Annotated in this window: 14 protein-coding genes; 6 read left to right on the forward strand and 8 right to left on the reverse strand. The window is 66.6% G+C overall.

The window, feature by feature from the left end; translation table 11 throughout:
• Positions 1-50 precede the first annotated feature (50 nt).
• The 4 genes from NQ204_RS05125 (at position 51) to NQ204_RS05140 (ending at position 6197) form a co-directional block, all read left to right on the forward strand.
• Positions 51-320 (forward strand): hypothetical protein, encoded by a 270-nt coding sequence (locus NQ204_RS05125; RefSeq protein WP_256643263.1) that lies wholly within the window; start codon positions 51-53, stop codon positions 318-320.
• Positions 321-420: 100 nt separating this feature from the next.
• On the forward strand, positions 421-3411 hold the full coding sequence (locus NQ204_RS05130) for a TonB-dependent receptor (protein WP_116864495.1): 2991 nt from the start codon (positions 421-423) through the stop codon (positions 3409-3411).
• Between the two features lie 87 nt (positions 3412-3498).
• Entirely contained in the window at positions 3499-4515 is a 1017-nt protein-coding gene (locus tag NQ204_RS05135) for a cupin-like domain-containing protein (RefSeq protein WP_256643264.1), read from the forward strand.
• Positions 4516-4622: 107 nt separating this feature from the next.
• The gene (locus NQ204_RS05140) at positions 4623-6197 is read left to right on the forward strand and encodes a sensor domain-containing diguanylate cyclase (protein WP_116864497.1); all 1575 of its coding nucleotides are present in this window, start codon (positions 4623-4625) and stop codon (positions 6195-6197) included.
• A gap of 48 nt (positions 6198-6245) precedes the next feature.
• On the opposite strand, the gene NQ204_RS05145 is transcribed toward NQ204_RS05140, so the two are convergent.
• The 8 genes from NQ204_RS05145 to NQ204_RS05180 form a co-directional block, all read right to left on the reverse strand.
• A complete protein-coding gene (locus NQ204_RS05145) occupies positions 6246-7118 on the reverse strand; it encodes an energy transducer TonB (RefSeq protein ID WP_256643265.1) in 873 nt (290 codons plus the stop codon).
• Positions 7119-7190: 72 nt separating this feature from the next.
• Positions 7191-8921, reverse strand: coding sequence for a bifunctional isocitrate dehydrogenase kinase/phosphatase (gene aceK, locus NQ204_RS05150; RefSeq protein ID WP_256643266.1), 1731 nt, complete (start codon positions 8919-8921; stop codon positions 7191-7193).
• 266 nt (positions 8922-9187) lie between these two features.
• Positions 9188-11410: an NADP-dependent isocitrate dehydrogenase gene (locus NQ204_RS05155; protein ID WP_256643267.1), complete on the reverse strand. Its 2223-nt coding sequence runs from the start codon at positions 11408-11410 to the stop codon at positions 9188-9190.
• A gap of 130 nt (positions 11411-11540) precedes the next feature.
• Positions 11541-11702 (reverse strand): hypothetical protein, encoded by a 162-nt coding sequence (locus tag NQ204_RS05160; RefSeq protein ID WP_256643268.1) that lies wholly within the window; start codon positions 11700-11702, stop codon positions 11541-11543.
• A gap of 32 nt (positions 11703-11734) precedes the next feature.
• On the reverse strand, positions 11735-12244 hold the full coding sequence (locus tag NQ204_RS05165) for a hypothetical protein (protein ID WP_256643269.1): 510 nt from the start codon (positions 12242-12244) through the stop codon (positions 11735-11737).
• 59 nt (positions 12245-12303) lie between these two features.
• Positions 12304-12597: a LysM peptidoglycan-binding domain-containing protein gene (locus tag NQ204_RS05170; protein ID WP_164073538.1), complete on the reverse strand. Its 294-nt coding sequence runs from the start codon at positions 12595-12597 to the stop codon at positions 12304-12306.
• 170 nt (positions 12598-12767) lie between these two features.
• Positions 12768-13586: an NADPH-dependent 7-cyano-7-deazaguanine reductase QueF gene (gene queF / locus NQ204_RS05175; protein ID WP_256643270.1), complete on the reverse strand. Its 819-nt coding sequence runs from the start codon at positions 13584-13586 to the stop codon at positions 12768-12770.
• A gap of 553 nt (positions 13587-14139) precedes the next feature.
• Positions 14140-15459 (reverse strand): M20 family metallopeptidase, encoded by a 1320-nt coding sequence (locus NQ204_RS05180; RefSeq protein ID WP_256643271.1) that lies wholly within the window; start codon positions 15457-15459, stop codon positions 14140-14142.
• Between the two features lie 186 nt (positions 15460-15645).
• Between NQ204_RS05180 and NQ204_RS05185 the strand changes: the two genes are divergently transcribed.
• Positions 15646-16887 carry an efflux RND transporter periplasmic adaptor subunit gene (locus NQ204_RS05185; RefSeq protein ID WP_256643272.1) on the forward strand — a complete coding sequence of 414 codons (1242 nt, stop codon included), beginning with the start codon at positions 15646-15648 and terminating at the stop codon, positions 16885-16887.
• Between the two features lie 74 nt (positions 16888-16961).
• A complete protein-coding gene (locus NQ204_RS05190; RefSeq protein ID WP_108770225.1) occupies positions 16962-20195 on the forward strand; it encodes an efflux RND transporter permease subunit in 3234 nt (1077 codons plus the stop codon).
• Positions 20196-20215: the final 20 nt, after the last annotated feature.

Consider the following 20215-nt stretch of genomic DNA (forward strand, 5'->3'; position numbering starts at 1 on the left):
CATGTCCAGAACCTGTCCTCCCGGTCATTGATTCAAGCCATCAAGCGGACATGCACGACATCCGCTGGCTGCTCAGTTTGTCCAGCGCTGTCAGTGCACAACAACTGCTGCGTCCCACCACTGCACATTGGCATCCGCGCAGTTTTGTTCTGCACCGCACAACTCATTTCCAGAGATCCATTGGCAGCGCTGTCATTCCTGCAAAACCGCTGAAAATCCCGCAGACAAAGGGAATTCATCAGCATGAGCGCATTCATGGCAACGTTTACATGACGACCCACCCCCGCGCCGATCAGGTGCACTTGATGGCAGTTTGTTGACAACGCTGTCAACCGTCGCTCCAATCCGGCCACATGCAGTAACCCGCGATCGAGACAACGCCGCAACGACACCACTGAATTCCCTGGGGAGGGAGCTTCCATGAAGACGTACAAGGCAGTACCTCGCAAGACGATGCTCACTTCCGCGCTGCTCGCAGCGCTTGCTGCACCGGCCTGGGCGCAGGACGCACCTGCCGGCGAGACACCCGACCCGGCCACGCTCGATACGGTGCAGGTCACCGGCATCCGCGGCAGCCTGCAGTCGTCGATGAACCTCAAGCGCGACAGCCAGGGCGTGGTCGATGGGATCGTCGCCGAGGACATCGGCAAGTTCCCCGATACCAACCTCGCCGAATCGCTGCAGCGCATCAGCGGCGTGTCGATCGACCGCACTTCAAGCGGCGAAGGCTCGAAGGTGACCGTGCGCGGCATCGGCCCCGACTACAACCTGGTGCTGTTGAACGGCCGGCAGATGCCGGCGTCCAATCTCGGCAACGGTGGCGGTGGTTTGAGCGGCTCGCGCTCGTTCGACTTCGCCAACATCGCCTCCGAATCGATCTCGGCGGTGGAGGTTTACAAGACCACCCGCGCCGACAACCCGACCGGCGGTATTGGTGCAACGATCAACATCAGGACGATGCGCCCACTGGAGGCGGCACCGGTCATCAGCCTGGGCATGAAGGCGGTGCACGACACCTCCAACGACAATGTGCCACGCACGATGCAGGGCTCCAACGTCACCGGTGAGCTGTCGGGCATCTTCAGCCAGACCTATGCCGATGGCCGCTTCGGCATAGCCCTCAGTGGCAGCCACCAGGAGCGTGACTCGGGATTCAACCAGGCCACTGTGGCCGAAGGCTGGGCCACCCTGCGCGGCGATGACACTTCCGACTGGCGTGCCTTGCCGCAACCGGGCCAGGGGTACTCGGACCGCATCAGCAACCGGCCGGGTCCGAACGACATCTATGGCCGGCCGCAGAACACCGCCTACAACGTCAACGCGGTGCAGCGCCAGCGCACCAACGGGCAGGCCACGTTGCAGTGGAAGCCGGTAGACAACGTCACCACCACGCTGGATTACACCTACGTGGAGAACAAGGTGCAGCAGCAGCGCAGCGAACTTTCGGTGTGGTTCAACTACGGCCCAGGTGACAGCACCTGGACCAACGGCCCCGTGGCTGCGCCGATCGTCTACAGCGAAGACGTGGTCAACGGCGACGTTGCCATGGGTGGCATGAAGCTGGCCACGAAGAACAGCATGGAAGCGGTGGGTTTCAACGTGGACTGGGAGGTCAACGACGCGCTCGACCTGTCATTCGACTACCACCGTGCCAGTGCTGAATCCCAGCCGGATGGCCCCTATGGCTCCGCCGGTGTGCTGGGCGTAGCTGCCTACGTGCGCGGCAAGACCACCGTCGATTACAGCGGCGAGCTGCCCATCATCAACATCGCCCTTCCACCCGGTGGCGTGCAGGCATCGGACGCCCTGGTGACCGGTTCGGTGTTCCAGAACAGCTACAACAAGTCGGAGGTGGAGCAGTTCCAGGCAAAGGGCGTGTTCCGTTTTGCCGACTACTCGGCACTGGATTTCGGTGTGGGCCACACCCAGGTCGACAACCGCTCGGCGGCCGCCATCGAACAGCGCGACAGCTGGGGCGGCGTGGGTACACCGGCAGACTACGACGACAGCATCTGGTACGCCGATGACATGGGCAAGTACTTCAAGGCGTTCTCCGGCCACAACGATCCCCGCCTGACCGGTCAGTTCCTGGTGTTCGACTTCGACCGCCTGCGCGACCGCGCAGCCCAGGTCGCCAATGGAGTGGAGCCAGCCTGTCCCACGTGCTATCTGGCCCCGACCGAGTACTCCGAGGATATCCGCACGAAGGAGACCTCCAAGAGCGCCTATCTGCAGTACCGCACCACGTTCGATTGGAACACGCCGCTGCACATCGCCGCCGGCGTGCGCTACGAGGAGACCGAGGTTGAATCGCTGGCGCTGGTCAGGGTGCCGACCTCGATCAGCTGGAACTCGCTCAACGAATTCAACATCACCTATGCCGACGAAGGCGCATTCGTTGGCGGCAAAGGCAAGTACGACTATCTGCTGCCCAACCTCGACCTGAAGCTGGACTTCAGCGAGTCGCTGGCTCTGCGCGGCAGCTACAGCCGCAGCCTCGGTCGCCCAGGCTGGACCCAGATTGAAAGTGGCCAGCGCCTGGACAACATCGTGCGTACCCAGGGCGGCACCGGCTCGCGCGGCAATCCGGCGCTGGAGCCGTTGCTGTCAGACAACTTCGATCTGTCGCTGGAGTGGTACTACGGCGAGGCCAGCTACGCGTCGGTGGGCTTCTTCCGCAAGAACATCAAGAACTTCATCAGCAACACCATCGCACGCGAAGACGCCGGCAGCCTGCATACGCCGGTCGGTGGCGCCTACTGGAACGAGGCGCTGGCATCAGGCTGCGTGACCACGGACACGGTATGCATCCGGAACTACATCTTCACCAACCACGCTGGCGATCCGGGCGTGACCTCCACGGGCGTCAACTCGGCCGGCCAGCAGACCGGCAGTATCGTCGGCCAGCCTGGCGACCCGATTGCCGGGTTCGACATCACTCTGCCGGCCAACCAGCGCTCGGACCATCTTGACGGCTGGGAGGTGGCGGTACAGCACCTGTTCGGCCAGTCCGGTTTCGGCGTGGCGGCCAACTACACCAAGGTGAAGTCCGGGCTGACCTTCGACAATCTCAGCCTGGGTGACCAGTACCCGATGATCGGCCTGAGCGACTCGGCCAACGTGGTGGCGTTTTACGACAAGAACGCGTGGCAGATCCGTGCGGCCTACAACTGGCGCGACAAGTTCCTCAACGGCATCGGTGGCCAGGGCCCGAACCCGAACTACACCGCCGCCTATGGCCAACTGGATCTGAACATCAGCTACGCGGTGAGCGAGCAACTGACTTTGAGCCTGGAAGCGATCAACCTGACCGACGAGACCATGCGCACCTACGCACGCCACACCAACATGCTGCGCTACGCCACCCAGACCGGCCCGCGCTACATGTTCGGCGTGCGTTACAAGTTCTGACCGACTGCAGTACCGTGGGGCCGGGCATGGGCTCGGCTCCACGGGGCGGGCTCGGCCCCCCCACCGCTCCGCTCCGGATGCCCGCGCATGCTTTCACCGCCCCGCCCCATCGAAGAGATCCACGGTCTGGACCCGGCGCAGCTGCACGTGCAGCTGCCCACCTGGACGACGCCGAAGGTGATCCGTGGGCTGGTGGCGCACTGGCCGCTGGTGATGGCCGCGCGCCGATCCGCCGCCGAGGCGGTGGCCCACCTGGCCCGCTTCGACCACGGGCAGATGCCGGTGACGGCGACCACCGCCGCGCCCGACACGCGGGGCCGGTTGTTCTATAACGAGGACATGAGCGGATTCAATTTCCGCCGCGAGCAGATTCCGCTGAAGGTGGTGCTGGCGACGCTGCTGAAGTACGCCAGCGATCCAGCACCGCCCACCATCTATGTGGCATCGACCACGCTGGACAGCTTCCTGCCGGGTTTCAGCCAGGCCAATCCGCTGGAGCTCGGCGTGGCCGATCCGCTGGCCAGCATCTGGATCGGCAACCGCTCGCGCATCGCCGCCCACCAGGACGTGCCGGACAACCTGGCCTGCGTGGCGGCCGGCCGCCGCCGGGTCACCCTGTTCGCACCGGAGCAGATCGACAACCTGTACGTCGGGCCGCTGGATTTCACCCCGGCCGGGCAGGCGATCAGCCTGGTTGATTTCCATGCGCCGGACCTGCAGCGCTTCCCGCGCTTTGCGCAGGCGTGGGCGCAGGCCCAGGTGGCCGAGCTGGAGCCCGGCGACGCGGTGTTCATTCCCTCGCTGTGGTGGCACCACATGGAAGGCCTGGAAGCGTTCAACGTGCTGGTCAACAGCTGGTGGCGACCGGTGCCGGCCTGGATGGATTCACCGATGAACGCGCTGATGCTGGCCATCCTCGCCCTGCGCGACCTGCCGCCGGAACAGCGCGCGCACTGGCGCGCGATGCTTGACCACTATGTCTTCGACGCCGGCGCGCACACAGCCGCGCATGTACCGCCGGATGCACAGGGAGTGCTGGCACTGCTGGATGCGACCGCCGCCGAGCGCGTGCGCGATACGCTGCGGCGACGCCTGCAACGCTGACACCGGGTGACCGTACTTTCCCCGGGGCAGGCGAATGTGTCCATAATGGCGGCTTCCCCACCGTTCGTGCCCGGCTGCGCTGCCGCAGCAGTGGGCGCAGTCGCCGCATGCCACCGATCTCCAACCGCCTCAACCTGGGCAAGCTGATTCTTGGCCTGGCCCTGCTGAGTACGCTCGTTGCCCTCGGCAACACCCTGCTGGCCAGCTACCGCGTGCAGCGCGACCAGCTGGTGAGCAACACCCTGGAAGCCAACCGCGTCTACAGCAGCAAGCTGGCCGACACGACGCAGACCTTCCTGCTCTCCGCCCAGCAGCAGCTGGCCTACGCCGCCACCCGCCTCGGCGAAAGCGGCCTGGATGCCGTCCACGCCCAGGACGAAGCCAGCCGCCTGCAGCTGCAGTCCAGCAGCTTCAACTCGTCGCTGGTGGTCAATGCCAGCGGCCTGGTCATCGCCACCTCGCCGCAGACGCTGCAGCTGCAGGGCGAAGTGCTGAAGAGCTTCGGCAACAACCAGGCGCTGACACGCCGCCAGCCGCTGGTCAGTGATCCCTACCAGTCGGCGACGGGCAAGCTGCTGATCTCGCTGTCGCACCCCATCTTCGACCGCCAGGGCACCTACCTGGGCTACGTCAGCGGCACCCTGTACCTGCGCCAGCGCAGCGCGCTGCACACGCTGCTGGGCAAGCACTACTACCGCGATGGTTCCTACCTGTATGTGGTCGACCACAACGGCCGCATCATCTACCACAACAATCCGAAGGAAGTGGGCACCTACGCGCTGGACAACCCGGCGGTGAAGGCGGTGATGCGCGGCCACTCCGGCAGCCAGCAGCTGGTCAACAACCATGGCGTGGCACAGCTGTCCGGCTATGCGCCGGTGCCGGCCACCGGCTGGGGCATCATCGCCCAGCGCCCGACCGAAGCGACCCTGCAGCCGCTGTCGCGGTTGATGACCTCGGTCATCCGGAACGCGATCCCGCTGGGCCTGCTCTCGCTGCTGATCACCTGGTGGTTCGCCAGGCGCATCTCGATGCCGCTGTGGCAGCTGGCGCGCAACGTGCAGGAAGGCGAAGACACCGGCAGCGCGATCAACCATGTCACTGGCATCCGTGCGTGGTACTTCGAGGTGGCGCAGCTGAAGCAGGCGGTGCTGTACAGCTTCAACGCGCTGCAGGACCGCATCGGCACGCTCAACCGCGCCAGCCGTACGGACCCGATGACCGGGCTGCTGAACCGCCGCGGCCTGCAGAACGCGCTGGAACTGCTGCAGGCGCAGGGGCAGCCGTTTGCGATCGTGGCGCTGGACATCGACCGTTTCAAAGCCATCAACGATGGCCACGGCCATGACGTCGGCGATGCCGCCATCGTCCACATCGCCGAACAGATGCGACGCCATTCGCGCGAGACCGACGTACTGTGCCGCGCCGGTGGCGAGGAGTTCCTGGTGCTGCTGCCGGGCGTCAGCGTGGCGGCGGCGCAGCAGACCGCCGAGCGCCTGCGCCAGGCGATTGCCGGGCAGCCGTTTGCGCCGGTCGGCAGCATCACCGTGTCGCTGGGCGTGGCCCATTTCCCCACGTTCCATGCCGACGTGGAACAGGCGCTGCGGCTGGCCGACAAGGCCCTGTACCTGGCCAAGGAACAGGGCCGCAACCGCGTGGTGGTCTACCCGCACGCGGATTGATCCGTGCGCGGGCGCGCCAGGCACGGCCTGGCGCTGTGGCCGCGTCGGTCAGCCCAGCGGAGTCAGCAGGCGCGGACCGTCGTTGCGGCCGACCATGTAGACGCCGCCTTCGGGCAGGAGGTCGGTACCGGTAGCCTTGTCGTCTTCGCCGGTGATCCACGGGGCCTGCTGGCGCGGGCCCGGGATATAGGCCGACCAGCGGCCGTAGCGCTCCTTCTTCGAATCGAAGGCGTAATGGACGGGAACCCGCACGGTCCAGAACTCGGCGTCCTTGTCCTTGCCGGTCGTCGGCGGATTGAAGGTCCAGGTGCGCGCGGTCTTGACGCTGGCCTTGGCCAGCACGTCACGCAGCATGTCCATGGTGCGGCCGGGACCGACCGAGGTCAGATTGGTCCGTTCGGCAACCACGTCGGCAACCTTGCCATCACGCCCGATCTTGACCAGCAGCAGCACCACGCCCTGGCCGCGGATCGAGACTGCCTTGTCCGGGTACACCGGCGGGCGCATGTTCAGCGCGCGGATGTCATCGCTGCCCAGGCTGCTCTCGTCGCGGACCTTGTCGAAGTTCGCGTCGGTCACGCGGATCTGCATGGTGTTGCCGGCCATGTTGTCCGCCAGCAGGCGCAGCTGGACGGTGGTGCGCGCACGCACCGGCTGGCCATCGACCAGCACCGGCTCGAAACGCCACGCTTTGACCGTGCCGTCGACCATCGCCGCCACGTCTTCGGCAACCTTCTCGCGGTGGTCGAGCTGGAAGCCTTCGACCTGGCCATCGCGGCCGATGTCGATGACGCCACTGAGCGTCATGCTGGCCTCGGTCTGCTTGCGCACCTCGCGCGCGCTCTGCGCATCGGCGGTGCCGATGTACGCGGCGCCGCCACCGAGGGCCAGGGTCAGGGCCAGGAAAAGGGAAGATCGCATCACACTCACTCCTTGTGTATGAGCTGCAAAGCCTACATCAGGTCGCCCTGCGATGCGTTACGGGCTGGCTGATCACGCCAGTCGATGGTCGGTGGCGTACGGCGGCGTGTCCGGGTAGTCGGTGCTCGCGAAACGGGCCTGCAGGCCCTGCCACCAGGCGGGATCGAACAGATGACGATAGTGTTCACGCACCGCCGCCAGCTCCTGCGCCGGCAGGCCCATGAACGGACCGAATCGCTCGGGAAACACATCGCGCGGGCCGACATGGAACCATGGCTCGTCGGCGAGTTCCTCTTCCGGCGTACGCGGCTGCGGCCAGGCGCGGAACACGCAGTCACTGACCAGGCACACCTCGTCATAGTCGTAGAACACGGCGCGACCATGGCGCGACACGCCAAAATTCTTCGGCAGCATGTCGCCGGGGAAGATGTTGTTGCGGGCCATGTCGGTGATCGCCTGCGCGTAGTCCAGCACCGCCGCGCGTACGCCCGGCGCGCCCTGCTCGCGCAGGTACAGGTTCAACGGGCGGAAGCGGCGCTGCACGTAGCACAGGGCAATCTCGACCTCGTCGCCCTGCACGCGCACGCTCTGCGTGCACTGCTGCAGCAGTTCGTCCAGCAGCGCCGGGGCGAAGCGCGCGCGCGGAAAGCGCAGGTGGCGGTAGGGCTGTGCATCGAGCAGGCGGCCGACGCGGTCCAGGTTGAACACCAGCGCGTACTTCTCTTCCACCTGCTGGCGCGACATCGCCTTGGGCCAGGCGAAGCGGTCGCGGATCAGCTTGAACACCAGCGGATAGCTGGGCAGAGTGAACACCGCCATGACCATGCCCGGCGTGCCCTCGGCATGCACCAGCTGTTCGTGCGGGTGTTCGTTGAAGTGGCGGAAGAAGGTGCGGTAGCGCTCCGTCTTGCCCTGCTTGGCGCGGCCGAGCACGGTGTAGATCTCGTCGATCGGCTTGCCCGGCAGCAGGCTGCGCAGGAATACCACGGCATCCCCGACGGTCGCCAGGTTGGCCTGGAAGTAGCTGCGCGAGACACCGAACAGGTGGGCGACATCGCGGCGGCGGGTCAGCACCGCATCGGCGCGCAGGCCGTGCTCGTCGTTGACCAGGGCGATGATGCAGGGCGAGAAACGGTGTTCGCCGAACACGCGGCCGACCAGATAGGCGCGGCGCTCGCGGTAGAACACGGTGTCGAGCAGCTCGATGCTGCGCACCGGCGTATCGCCCCAGTGGGCGAGGTCATCCTGCAGGCGGATGGCGATGGCTGCCGCGCAGCGCAGCTGGTGTGCGTAAGGCACGTCGAAGCGGTAATCGGCCAGCACCCGCTGCAGGGCCTCCACCGGGCGCGTGGGCGACACCGCGTAGGTGTGACGTGCCACCGGGTGGGTGATCGCATCGGAGGGTTCGATGTCGAAGGCGATGAACTCCAGCGCCGGGTCGACCCCGCGGGTGGCAAACAGGCGCCGCGCCAGGGTGTTGTAGAAGGTCTTGTACAGTTCGGCGTCGATCAGCCCCTGCAGCAGCGCGCTGTAGTGCGCGTGCACCTGCAGCCACAGCACGCGCATGCCGATCGCATCGCCGGCCATGCGCCGCAACGCGTCCATCCGTTCGGCGATGCACATGTCGTACAGGGCGATGCGCTCGACCGCATCCTGCCGTGCAGCGCCCCAGTCGCGCTGCTCGAAGCGCAGCCGCGCCCGCGCAGTGATCGCCGCGAAGCGCGCGTGGTAGTCCTCGAAGCCATCGCGGATGGCCACGGCGATGCGCGGTGCCAGGTCGACGGCGATGTCAGGCTGGGACATGCACGGCTCGGCAGGGAGACGGGCATCCACCATACGCCGGCGTGGGGTAGCTTGTGTAGAGCCGAGCCCATGCTCGGCTGCCTCGGCGCTTCGGTAGTGTCGAGCCTGCTCTGCTGCTTCCGGCAGAAGTCGAGCAAGCTCGACTCTACGAAAGGGCGGGAGCAGAAGCAGCCGAGCATGGGCTCGGCTCTACAGAAGCCCGCCCAGGCAAAAAGAAACCCGCGCCGAAGCGCGGGTTCAGGGTGTCACACGCAGGCGGCGATGGATCAGCCGCGCAGCTGCTCCAGGGCGGTGTTGAAGGTCGCGCTCGGGCGCATGGCCTTGCTGGCCTTGGCCACGTCCGGGCGGTAGTAGCCGCCGATGTCCACGGCCTTGCCCTGCACCGCGGCCAGCTCGTCGACGATGGTCTGCTCGTTGTCGGTCAGTGCCTTGGCCAGCGGGGCGAAGCGGGCCTTCAGTGCGGCGTCTTCATCCTGCGCGGCCAGGGCCTGGGCCCAGTACAGCGCAATGTAGAAGTGGCTGCCGCGGTTGTCGATGCCACCCAGCTTGCGCGACGGCGACTTGTCGTTGTCCAGGAACTGGCCGTTGGCTTCGTCCAGCGCCTTGGCCAGCACGCGGGCTGCGGCGTTGTCGTAGCGGTTGCCCAGGTGTTCCAGCGACGCGGCCAGAGCCAGGAATTCACCCAGCGAATCCCAACGCAGGTAGTCCTCTTCGACGAACTGCTGCACGTGCTTCGGGGCCGAACCACCGGCGCCGGTCTCGAACAGGCCGCCACCGGCCATCAGCGGCACGATCGACAGCATCTTGGCGCTGGTGCCCAGTTCCATGATCGGGAACAGATCGGTCAGGTAGTCGCGCAGCACGTTGCCGGTCACCGAGATGGTGTCCTCACCCTTGCGGATGCGGTCCAGCGAGAAGGCGGTCGCTTCCACCGGTGGCAGGATGCGGATGTCCAGGCCGTTGGTGTCGTGGTCCTTCAGGTACTGCTCGACCTTGGCGATGACCTGCGCGTCGTGGGCACGGCCGGCATCCAGCCAGAACACGGCCGGGGTGCTGCTGAGGCGGGCGCGTTCGACGGCCAGCTTGACCCAGTCCTGGATCGGCGCGTCCTTGGTCTGGCACATGCGCCAGATGTCACCGGCTTCCACCGCGTGCTCGAACACCACGGTGCCTGCGTCGTCGGTGACCTCGACCACGCCGTCGGCGGCGATCTGGAAGGTCTTGTCGTGCGAGCCGTATTCCTCGGCCTTCTGCGCCATCAGGCCGACGTTCGGCACCGAGCCCATGGTGGCCGGGTTGAACGCACCATGCGCCTTGCAGTCGTCGATGACGGCCTGGTACACGCCGGCGTAGCAGCGGTCGGGGATGACAGCCTTGGTATCCTGCAGCTTGCCTTCGGCATTCCACATCTTGCCGGAGTCGCGGATCATCGCCGGCATCGAGGCGTCGACGATGACGTCGCTCGGCACGTGCAGGTTGGTGATGCCCTTGTCCGAGTTGACCATGGCCACGCCCGGACGCTGTGCGTACTCGGCGGCCAGGTCGGCTTCGATCGCGGCGCGGGTGGCCTCGGGCAGCGACGGCAGGCGCGCGGCCAGGTCACCGATGCCGTTGTTGGCATCGAAACCGGCCTGCTTCAGCACGTCGGCGTGCTTGGCCAGCACGTCCTTGTAGAACTCGTTGACGGCCACGCCGAACATGATCGGGTCGGAGACCTTCATCATGGTCGCCTTCAGGTGCAGCGAGAACAGCACGCCCTGGGCCTTGGCATCGGCGATCTGCTCACCGATGAAGGCAGCCAGTGCCTTGCGGCTCATCACCGCGGCATCGACGATCTCGCCGGCCCTGACCGCGGTCTTTTCCTTCAGCACGACGGCGCTGCCATCCTTGCCATGGAAGGTGATCTTCAGCGAACCGGCGTTGGCCAGGGTGGCCGACTTCTCGCTGCCGTAGAAATCACCGGCGGCCATGTGCGCGACGTGCGACTTCGAATCCGAAGCCCAGGCACCCATGCGATGCGGGTGCTTGCGTGCGTAGTTCTTCACCGACAGCGGTGCACGGCGGTCGGAGTTGCCTTCGCGCAGCACCGGGTTCACCGCGCTGCCCTTGACCTTGTCATAGCGCGCCTTGTAGTCGCGCTGCTGGTCGTCGGCCGGGGTTTCCGGGTAAGCCGGCAGCGGGTAACCCTGGTCCTGCAGTTCCTTGATGGCGGCCTTCAGCTGCGGCACCGAGGCGGAGATGTTCGGCAGCTTGATGATGTTGGCGTCCGGGGTGGTCGCCAACTGGCCCAGCTCGGCCAGGTCGTCGCTGACCTTCTGCGCGTCGCTGAGCAGTTCCGGGAACTGCGACAGGATGCGGCCGGACAGCGAGATGTCACGGGTTTCCACCACGATACCGGCGGTGGCGGTGTAGGCGTCGACGATCGGCAGCAGCGACTGGGTAGCCAGGAACGGTGCTTCGTCGGTCAGCGTGTAGAGGATCTTGGACATGGGGGACTTGGACTCTGTAGCAGTTCTCAGGGGAAGGCCGGCGCAGGCGCCGTGCCACGTGCAACCGTGTCACTTTCCCCGTCGCCGTCAGGGGGGCGCGCGATGGGGAAACCCCTGCATTGTCGCGTTTTCAGCCGCGCGGGGCAAAGCCATGCCATACGCCGCGGTACTGCACCACGGCAACGCTGTGATCCAGCCGCGTGGTATCGGATGCAACCATGTCGGCCATGCGTGGATGCAGCGCGCGGCAAAGCGCACAACAAAAAAGACGCAGCCTCGCGGCTGCGTCCATCGTGAGTCCAACCGGGAGAGAGTCGGCGGGACTTACTTGACCTCGAACTCCTGCGGCGTTCCTGCCGCCTTGCCATCAACCATGACTTCGGCGCGGTACTTGCCGGCCGGCCAGCCATTGGCGTTCTTGAAGGTAACGTTGGTGGTTTCCGCACCGCTGGTATTCAGCGTGGCACTTTCTTCGCCCGCCACCTGCCCGTCCTGGTAGGTCAGCTTGACACCCACTGTCGCGTTGCTGGCTGCCCCGTCAGTCTTGACCGAAACAATAATGTCGTCCTTCTTGCCAAACAGCGCTGAGGTCGCGACCGACTTGTCGGCGGCGGCGGTCTTGCCGACAGTGACAGAAGAGACGTTGACCGATGCAGCTTCCGTCATCGGCGGCGGCGCGCCGGTCATCGGCGCCGGCGCAGACTCTGCCGGAGCGGTGGCTGCAGGGGCAGCATTGTTGTCAGTGGACTCTTCTTTCTTCTTGCAACCGACGAGAGCGACGCTGCCCAGCAGGACGGCGATCAGGGCGGTCTGGAGCGGATTGGTCTTGATCATTCGGGTGTTCCTCACAGGGGTTGTTGGACGGGCTTGGCGCGATTCAACGCACTGTGCCCTTACTTCTGCGGTAGCTTCAGGGTCTGCCCCGGGAAAATCTTGTCCGGGTCGTCGAGGACATCGCGGTTGGCCTCGAAGATCGTCTTCCAGGCATTGGCGTCACCCAGGTGCTGCTTGGCGATCTTCGACAGCGAATCGCCCTTTTGCACAGTGTAGGTATCGCCCCCGACTACCTCAGCAGTACTGTCCACCGAAGCGCTGACGCCGGAGAAGTCCGCCTTTGGAACTTCCTGGGCGGTGCTGTCGACGCTGGCAGTGACGCCGGAGAAATCGGCTTTCTTCTCGGTGCTCATCCACACTCCCGTCTGCATGACTATGTGGATGGCACCGTGACATGGAGGTTGTTAAATGGGGATGGTGCAGATGTGAAGCCGCGAGGGTGCGCGGCTGAACAATCGGGGTGGCGGATGCCCGCTGCGCTCGCCGGGCGTGGCCCGGCGCTACCCATGACCGCCTGCGGCGGTTACTGGCGAAGCTCGCGGAAGGTCGCGGCCGGGCCGGCGATGCCGTGGCTGGCGCGCCAGGGATTGATGTCCAGGCCACCGCGGCGGGTGTAGCGCGCTTCCACTTCCAGCCACTGCGGCAGGCAGCGCGCGGACACCTCGCTGAAGATGCGCTCCACGCACTGCTCGTGGAACTCGGCATGCTCGCGGTAGCTGACCAGATAGCGCAGCAGGCCGGCGCGGTCGATCTTCGGGCCGCGGTAGCGGACGCTGACCGTGGCCCAGTCCGGCTGGCCGGTAACCGGGCAGTTGGATTTCAGCAGGGACGAGACCAGGGTCTCCTCCACCACCTGGCCGGCATCGGCGGCGAGGTAATCCGCCTGCGGCGGGCCGTAGCAGTCGATCTCCACGTCCAGCCCATCGATCGATTCGCCCAGCGGCGACTCGACCAGCGGCGGCAGGCCGAACTGCACCTGCACCGGCGCACCCGCGCAGGCCGACAGGTCCGCCACCAGGCGCTCGCGCAGTGCCTCGGCGCTGTCGATGCGGGTGCTGTTGAGGGAGTTCAGGTACAGCTTGAACGACTTCGATTCGATCAGCCGCGGCGAGGTGCACGGCACCTGCACGGTGGCCACGGCCACCTGCGGCTTGCCGCGCGGGTCGAGCCAGCTCAGTTCGAAGGCGTGCCAGCGGTCGTGGCCGACGAACGGCAGCGCGGCGTCATCGAGGCCGATCTCAGCGCGGGCGCCGATGCGGGGGATGGGAAACAGCAGGCCGGGATCGTACTGCGACGGGTAACTGACCTCGCGACCGAGGCTGGAGTCCTGGGGGGTGTTCATGGTGCGCATTGTATCGCGCGGGGGTGGGCCTTCGGCCGGGTCGGCCAACGGCCGAGCCCCTCCGTGGTGGTTGTATTGGGATGATCGCGAAAGGCGGTCTATCGGCTTGGCCAGGTGGGCAGGCGGGTCGGGGGACGCCGTAAACCCGTCCATGGGGGCTTGGCCGCGGCATCCATGCCGCGGACACCCCCGCCCCGCCTGCCCACCCGGCCCCTGACAGTTCCTTGCACGCGGGCGCCGCCACGGGAAAGATCAGAAAATCAAGATCAAAAACCGATCCTTCAGACCTTCCTGACGCCTGCCGTGTCGACCAAGGTCGACACCCACCAGAAGCAGAATGTCGTTCCGACAGCCGCAGGAAACTGTCGAAGGCGGGGCGGGTCCGGTGGCAGGGGCGTGAGCCGCATGGATGCGGCGACCGAGCTTACATGGACGTACTTGCAGCGTCCCCTGCCACCGGACCCACCCCGCCATCCCACGGAATGCCCGCTTTTGACGTTGATGTTGACGTTGATTCAAGCGGGTGCAGGGCTGCAAGCCCTGCCAAGACCTCTCACCCCGCGGGCGTGCCGGCATCGTGCAGGTAATCCAGGCTCACCTGCATCAACGCCCGGAACCCGACATCCAGCGCCTTCTCATCCAGCAGGAACTTCGGCGAATGATTCGCCGGCGCCGTCGCCGGGTCGATGCCCACGCTGGTCGAACCGACGAAGAAGAACATGCCCGGCACTTCCTTCGCGTACAGCGAGAAATCCTCCGCACCCATCTGCAGCGGCGGCTCGTACACATTGTCCTTGCCCACCACCGCCTGCAGGCTCGGCAGCATCTTCGCGGTCAGCGCCGGGTCGTTCACCGTCGCCGGGTTGCCTTCCGACTCGTAGATGTCGGTCACCGCCTTGGCACCGTGCGCGGCCGCGGTGTGCTCGGCCACGTTGCGCAGGTCGGCGAAGATCTGCTGGCGCATGCCCTCGTCAAAGGTGCGGATGGTGCCGACCATCTCCACTTCATCGGGAATGATGTTGTAGCGGATGCCACCGTTGATCGCGCCGAAGGTCACCACCGCCGGCTGCTTGGACAGGTTGGTGCGGCGGCTGACGATGGTCTGCGCGGTGCCGATCAGGTCGGCGGTGGCCACGATCGGGTCCACGCCGTTCCACGGTGCCGAGCCATGGGTCTGGCGGCCGATCACCTTGATGCCGAAACGATCCGACGCCGCCATCAACGGGCCGCCACGCACCGCGATCTGGCCCGCCTGCACGCTGGAGAACACATGCAGGCCGAACACCGCCTCCGGCTTGAAGTCAGCAAACAGGCCTTCCTTCAGCATCAGCGCGGCACCGCCCTCTTCCGGCGGCGGTGCGCCTTCTTCGGAAGGCTGGAAGATCAGCATCACCTGGCCCGGCAGGTCCTTCTTCATCGCCACCAGCGCCTGCGCCACGCCAAGCAGGGTGGCGGTGTGCGCATCGTGGCCGCAGGCATGCATCACGCCCACGGTCTGCCCGCGGTACTGCGCGGTGGCCTTGGACGCGAACGGCAGGCCGGTCTGTTCGGTCACCGGCAGCGCGTCCATGTCCGCGCGCAGGGCGATCTTCGGTCCCGGCTTGCCGCCTTCGATGATCGCCACCACGCCGTGGTGGGCGATGCCGGTCTTCGGCTTCAGGCCCATCGCGCGCAGGCGCTTGGCGACCTCGGCCGAGGTGCGCTCCTCGCGGTTGGACAGTTCCGGATGCGCGTGGAAGTCACGTCGCCACTCCACCACCTGGGCCTGCAGGCGCTGCGCGGCGGCGGTCACCTCCGGGCGCTCGGCCTGCTGGGCGTGGGCAAGGGCCGGCAGGGCCAGCAGCAGGGCGGACAGCAGCAGGGAACGACGCATCGGGGGTCTCCACGGAAGGGGTCTGCACCTGAATGTAGGCCAACACCGCCCCCACGGGAACCTCCTCCGCCGCACCCGGTCTTAGCGCCCGTCCCATACGTCATGCAGGAAACGTAGCGGACCGCAGGTATGCTTTGCGCATTGCCACCCGGGGTCCGCCCCGTCCAGCCCTCTTGGAGTCCTTGAATGTCACGTGTTTGGAAGATCGTGCTGCTGGTCGTGGCAGTGCTGGTGCTGGCGGTGGTGGGCGTACGCATCCTCGGTGGCGGCAAGGACAAGGCCGGTGGCCAGGCCGCAGGCGCGCGCCAGGGCGGTGAGGATCCCGATGCAGGCCCGGTGCCGGTAACCGTGGTCGATGCGACGCGCCAGGACGTGCCGGTGTATGCCAGCGCGCTCGGCACTGTGACCGCGATGAACACCGTCACGGTCAGCCCGCAGGTCGGCGGCCAGCTGATGAGCATCCATTTCCGCGAGGGCCAGGAAGTGAAGCAGGGTGACCTGCTGGCACAGATCGACCCGCGCAGCGCCCAGGCCAGCTACGACCAGGCAGTGGCGGCCAAGCGCCAGAACGAAGCGCTGCTGGCCACCGCGCGTTCCAACTACCAGCGCTCCAACGCGCCGGAGTACCGCCAGTTCGTCGCCAAGACCGATCTGGATACACAGCGAAATCAAGTGGCACAGTACGAAAGCGCGGTGGCCGCCAACGAAGCCGCCGCGCGTGCCGCGCAGGTGCAGCTGCAGTACACCCGCATCACCGCGCCGATCTCGGGCATCGCCGGCATCCGCGCGGTCGACGCCGGCAACGTGGTCAGCGCCGGTACCGCGCTGGTCACCCTTACCCAGATCCACCCGATCCACGTGCTGTTCAACCTGCCCGAGCGCCAGCTCGGCGACGTGCGCCAGGCGCAGAACGCCGACGTCGTGCCGGTGGCCGCGCTGGACCGCGCCGACTCGCACGTGCTGTCCGGTGACGGCAAGCTGGACGTGGTCGACAACCTGATCAGCGCCGACAGCGGCACGTTCAAGGCCCGCGCGATCTTCGACAACACCGACAACGGCCTCTGGCCGGGCCAGTTCGTCAACGTGCGCATGCAGCTGCGCACGATCGGCGGCGGCGTGGTCATCCCCACCCAGGCGGTGCTGCGTGGCCCGGACGGCGAGTACGTCTATGTCGTGCAGGGCGACAACACGGTGAAGATGCAGACCGTGCGCAGCGGCGTGGAAGTGGGCGACAGCCAGGTGCAGATCGCCGAAGGCCTGAAGGGCGGCGAGCGCGTTGTCAGCGAAGGCCAGTTCCGCCTGAAGCCGGGCAGCAAGGTGACCGCGCTGAAACCGGGCGAGACCCCGGCCGCGCCGACCGAGGCCGAACTGAAGGCCGCCGAACAGAAGAGTGGCGGCGGTGGCCGTCGTGGTGGTGGCCCGCGCTGAGCGCAGGCCACCCTTTCCTTTCGCGCCGGCCTCGCAGCCGGCGCTGCCATTGAAGCGCCAGCAAGGATCAGTCCGTGGGCTTTTCGACGATCTTCATCCGCCGTCCCATCGCGACCTCGCTGTTGATGGCGGGTCTGTTGCTGCTGGGCATCCTGGGTTACCGCAAGCTGCCGGTGTCGGCGCTGCCGGAAATCGATGCGCCCAGCCTGGTGGTCACCACCCAGTACCCGGGTGCCAACGCGACCACCATGGCCTCGCTGGTGACCACGCCGCTGGAGCGCCAGTTCGGGCAGATTTCCGGGCTGGAACTGATGACCTCCGATTCCTCGGCCGGGTTGTCGACGATCATTCTGCAGTTCTCGATGGACCGCGACATCGACATCGCCGCGCAGGACGTGCAGGCGGCGATCCGCCAGGCCACCCTGCCCTCCTCGCTGCCGTACCAGCCGGTCTACAACCGGGTGAACCCAGCCGACGCGGCCATCGTCACCCTGAAGCTGACCTCGGACACGCGCCCGCTGCGTGACGTCAACAACTACGCCGACTCGATCCTCGCCCAGCGCCTGTCGCAGGTGCAGGGCGTGGGCCTGGTTTCGATCGCCGGCAACGTGCGCCCGGCCGTGCGCATCCAGGTCAACCCGGCGCAGCTGTCGAACATGGGCCTGACCATGGAGGAGCTGCGCAGCGCGCTCACCCAGGCCAACGTCAATGCGCCCAAGGGTTCGTTGAACGGCAAGACCCAGTCCTACAGCATCGGCACCAACGACCAGCTGGCCAGCGCCGCCGAGTACCGCGACACCATCATCAGCTACAAGAACGGCCGCCCGGTGCGGTTGTCCGACGTGGCCGACGTGGTCGATGGCGTGGAGAACGACCAGCTTGCCGCCTGGGCCAACGGCAAGCCGGCCGTGCTGCTGGAAGTGCGCCGCCAGCCGGGCGCCAACATCGTGCAGACCGTCGAGCGCATCCGCGCGATCCTGCCGCAGCTGCAGGGCGTGCTGCCGGCCGACGTGCACCTGGAAGTCTTCAACGACCGCACCGAGACCATCCGCGCCTCGGTGCATGAAGTGCAGTTCACCCTGATCCTCACCATCGGCCTGGTGGTGGCGGTCATCTTCGTGTTCCTGCGGCGGTTCTGGGCCACCATCATTCCGTCGGTGGCGGTGCCGCTGTCGCTGGCCGGCACTTTCGCGGTGATGGCCTTCGCCGGCATGTCGCTGGACAATCTCTCGCTGATGGCGCTGGTGGTGGCCACCGGCTTCGTGGTCGACGATGCGATCGTGATGATCGAGAACATCGTCCGCTACATCGAGCAGGGCAAGAGTGGCAAGGAAGCGGCCGAGATCGGTGCGCGCCAGATCGGCTTCACCGTGCTGTCGCTGACCGTGTCGCTGGTGGCGGTGTTCCTGCCGCTGCTGCTGATGCCCGGCGTCACCGGCCGCCTGTTCCATGAATTCGCCTGGGTACTGAGCATCGCGGTCGTGCTGTCGATGCTGATCTCGCTGACGCTGACCCCGATGATGTGCGCCTACCTGCTCAAGCCCGACGCCCTGCCCGAGGGCGAGGACGCGCATGAGCGCGCCGCGGCGGCCGGCAAGCAGAACCTGTGGACGCGCACCGTGGGCCTGTACGAGCACAGCCTGGACTGGGTGCTGGGCCACCAGCGCCTGACCCTGGCCGTGGCCGGCGGCGCGCTGGTGCTGACCGTGCTGCTGTACGTGCTGATTCCCAAGGGCCTGCTGCCTGAACAGGACACCGGCCTGATCACCGGCGTGGTCCAGGCCGACCAGAACATCGCCTTCCCGCAGATGGAGCAGCGCACCAAGCAGGTGGCCGAAGCCCTGCGCCAGGACCCGGACGTGACCGGCGTGTCGGCCTTCATCGGCGCCGGCAGCATGAACCCCACGCTGAACCAGGGCCAGCTGTCGATCGTGCTGAAGGAGCGCGGCGAGCGTGACGGCCTGGATGAGATCCTGCCGCGCCTGCAGAAGGCCGTGGCCGGTATCCCCGGCGTGGCGCTGTACCTGAAGCCGGTGCAGGACGTGACCCTGGATACCCGTGTGGCCGCCACCGAGTACCAGTACTCGCTGTCGGACGTGGATTCGGCCACCGTGGCCACCCAGGCCACGCGCCTGACCGAGGCGCTGCGCAAGCGCCCGGAACTGGCCGACGTCGACAACAACCTGTCCAACCAGGGCCGCGCCCTGGAGCTGAACATCGACCGCGACAAGGCCAGCGTGCTGGGCGTGCCGATGCAGACCATCGATGACACGCTCTACGATGCGTTCGGCCAGCGCCAGATCTCGACCATCTTCACCGAGCTCAACCAATACCGCGTCGTGCTGGAAGTCGCGCCGGAGTTCCGCACCAGCACTGCGCTGATGGAGCAGCTGGCCGTGGCCTCCAACGGTGCCGGCGCGCTGACCGGCACCAACGCCACCAGCTTCGGCCAGGTCACCTCGTCCAACTCGTCCACCGCCACCGGCATCGGCGCGCAGAACACCGGCATCACCGTCGGTGCGGGCAACATCATCCCGCTGTCGGCGCTGGCCGACAGCAAGGTCACCAGCGCGCCGCTGGTAGTCAGCCACCAGCAGCAACTGCCGGCGGTGACGGTGTCCTTCAACATCGCCCCGGGCTACTCGCTGTCCGATGCGGTCAAGGCCATCGAAGAGACCAAGGACAGTCTGGACATGCCGGCCCACCTGCATGCCGAGTTCATCGGCAAGGCGGCCGAGTTCACCGGCAGCCAGACCGACGTGGTATGGCTGCTGCTGGCCTCGCTGGTGGTCATCTACATCGTGCTGGGCGTACTGTACGAAAGCTACATCCACCCGATCACGATCATCTCGACCCTGCCGCCGGCCGGTGTCGGCGCATTGCTGGCGCTGATGGTGTGCGGCCTGAGCCTGTCGGTGGACGGCATCGTCGGCATCGTGCTGCTCATCGGCATCGTCAAGAAGAACGGCATCATGATGGTGGACTTCGCGATCGAAGCGCGCCGTGCCGGTGCCAACGCGCATGAAGCGATCCGTCGCGCCTGCCTGCTGCGCTTCCGCCCGATCATGATGACCACCGCCGCGGCCATGCTCGGCGCGCTGCCGCTGGCGCTGGGCACCGGCATCGGTTCGGAGCTGCGCCGTCCGCTGGGCATCGCCATCGTCGGCGGCCTGCTGCTCTCGCAGCTGGTCACGCTGTACACCACGCCGGTGATCTACCTGTACATGGAGCGCTTCTCGGAGTGGATGGCACGCCGCCGCGAGCAGCGCGCCCTGCGCGACGGCACGCTGCAGGAGCCGCAGGCATGATCCACGCCCCGCTGCCGCGG

Origin of the sequence: Stenotrophomonas testudinis (genome assembly GCF_024499815.1) — a bacterium.
In the GTDB taxonomy this organism is placed as follows: Bacteria; Pseudomonadota; Gammaproteobacteria; order Xanthomonadales; family Xanthomonadaceae; genus Stenotrophomonas.

What these genes read in the sequence shown, in the direction of transcription:
- NQ204_RS05125 (WP_256643263.1), top strand. Translation starts at nt 51, where the DNA reads ATGCACGACATCCGCTGGCTGCTCAGTTTGTCCAGCGCTGTCAGTGCA.
- NQ204_RS05165 (WP_256643269.1), bottom strand. Translation starts at nt 12,244, where the DNA reads ATGATCAAGACCAATCCGCTCCAGACCGCCCTGATCGCCGTCCTGCTG.
- NQ204_RS05185 (WP_256643272.1), top strand. Translation starts at nt 15,646, where the DNA reads ATGTCACGTGTTTGGAAGATCGTGCTGCTGGTCGTGGCAGTGCTGGTG.
- NQ204_RS05160 (WP_256643268.1), bottom strand. Translation starts at nt 11,702, where the DNA reads ATGGACGCAGCCGCGAGGCTGCGTCTTTTTTGTTGTGCGCTTTGCCGC.
- NQ204_RS05135 (WP_256643264.1), top strand. Translation starts at nt 3,499, where the DNA reads ATGCTTTCACCGCCCCGCCCCATCGAAGAGATCCACGGTCTGGACCCG.
- NQ204_RS05155 (WP_256643267.1), bottom strand. Translation starts at nt 11,410, where the DNA reads ATGTCCAAGATCCTCTACACGCTGACCGACGAAGCACCGTTCCTGGCT.
- queF (WP_256643270.1), bottom strand. Translation starts at nt 13,586, where the DNA reads ATGAACACCCCCCAGGACTCCAGCCTCGGTCGCGAGGTCAGTTACCCG.
- NQ204_RS05180 (WP_256643271.1), bottom strand. Translation starts at nt 15,459, where the DNA reads ATGCGTCGTTCCCTGCTGCTGTCCGCCCTGCTGCTGGCCCTGCCGGCC.
- NQ204_RS05130 (WP_116864495.1), top strand. Translation starts at nt 421, where the DNA reads ATGAAGACGTACAAGGCAGTACCTCGCAAGACGATGCTCACTTCCGCG.
- NQ204_RS05145 (WP_256643265.1), bottom strand. Translation starts at nt 7,118, where the DNA reads ATGCGATCTTCCCTTTTCCTGGCCCTGACCCTGGCCCTCGGTGGCGGC.
- aceK (WP_256643266.1), bottom strand. Translation starts at nt 8,921, where the DNA reads ATGTCCCAGCCTGACATCGCCGTCGACCTGGCACCGCGCATCGCCGTG.
- NQ204_RS05170 (WP_164073538.1), bottom strand. Translation starts at nt 12,597, where the DNA reads ATGAGCACCGAGAAGAAAGCCGATTTCTCCGGCGTCACTGCCAGCGTC.
- NQ204_RS05140 (WP_116864497.1), top strand. Translation starts at nt 4,623, where the DNA reads ATGCCACCGATCTCCAACCGCCTCAACCTGGGCAAGCTGATTCTTGGC.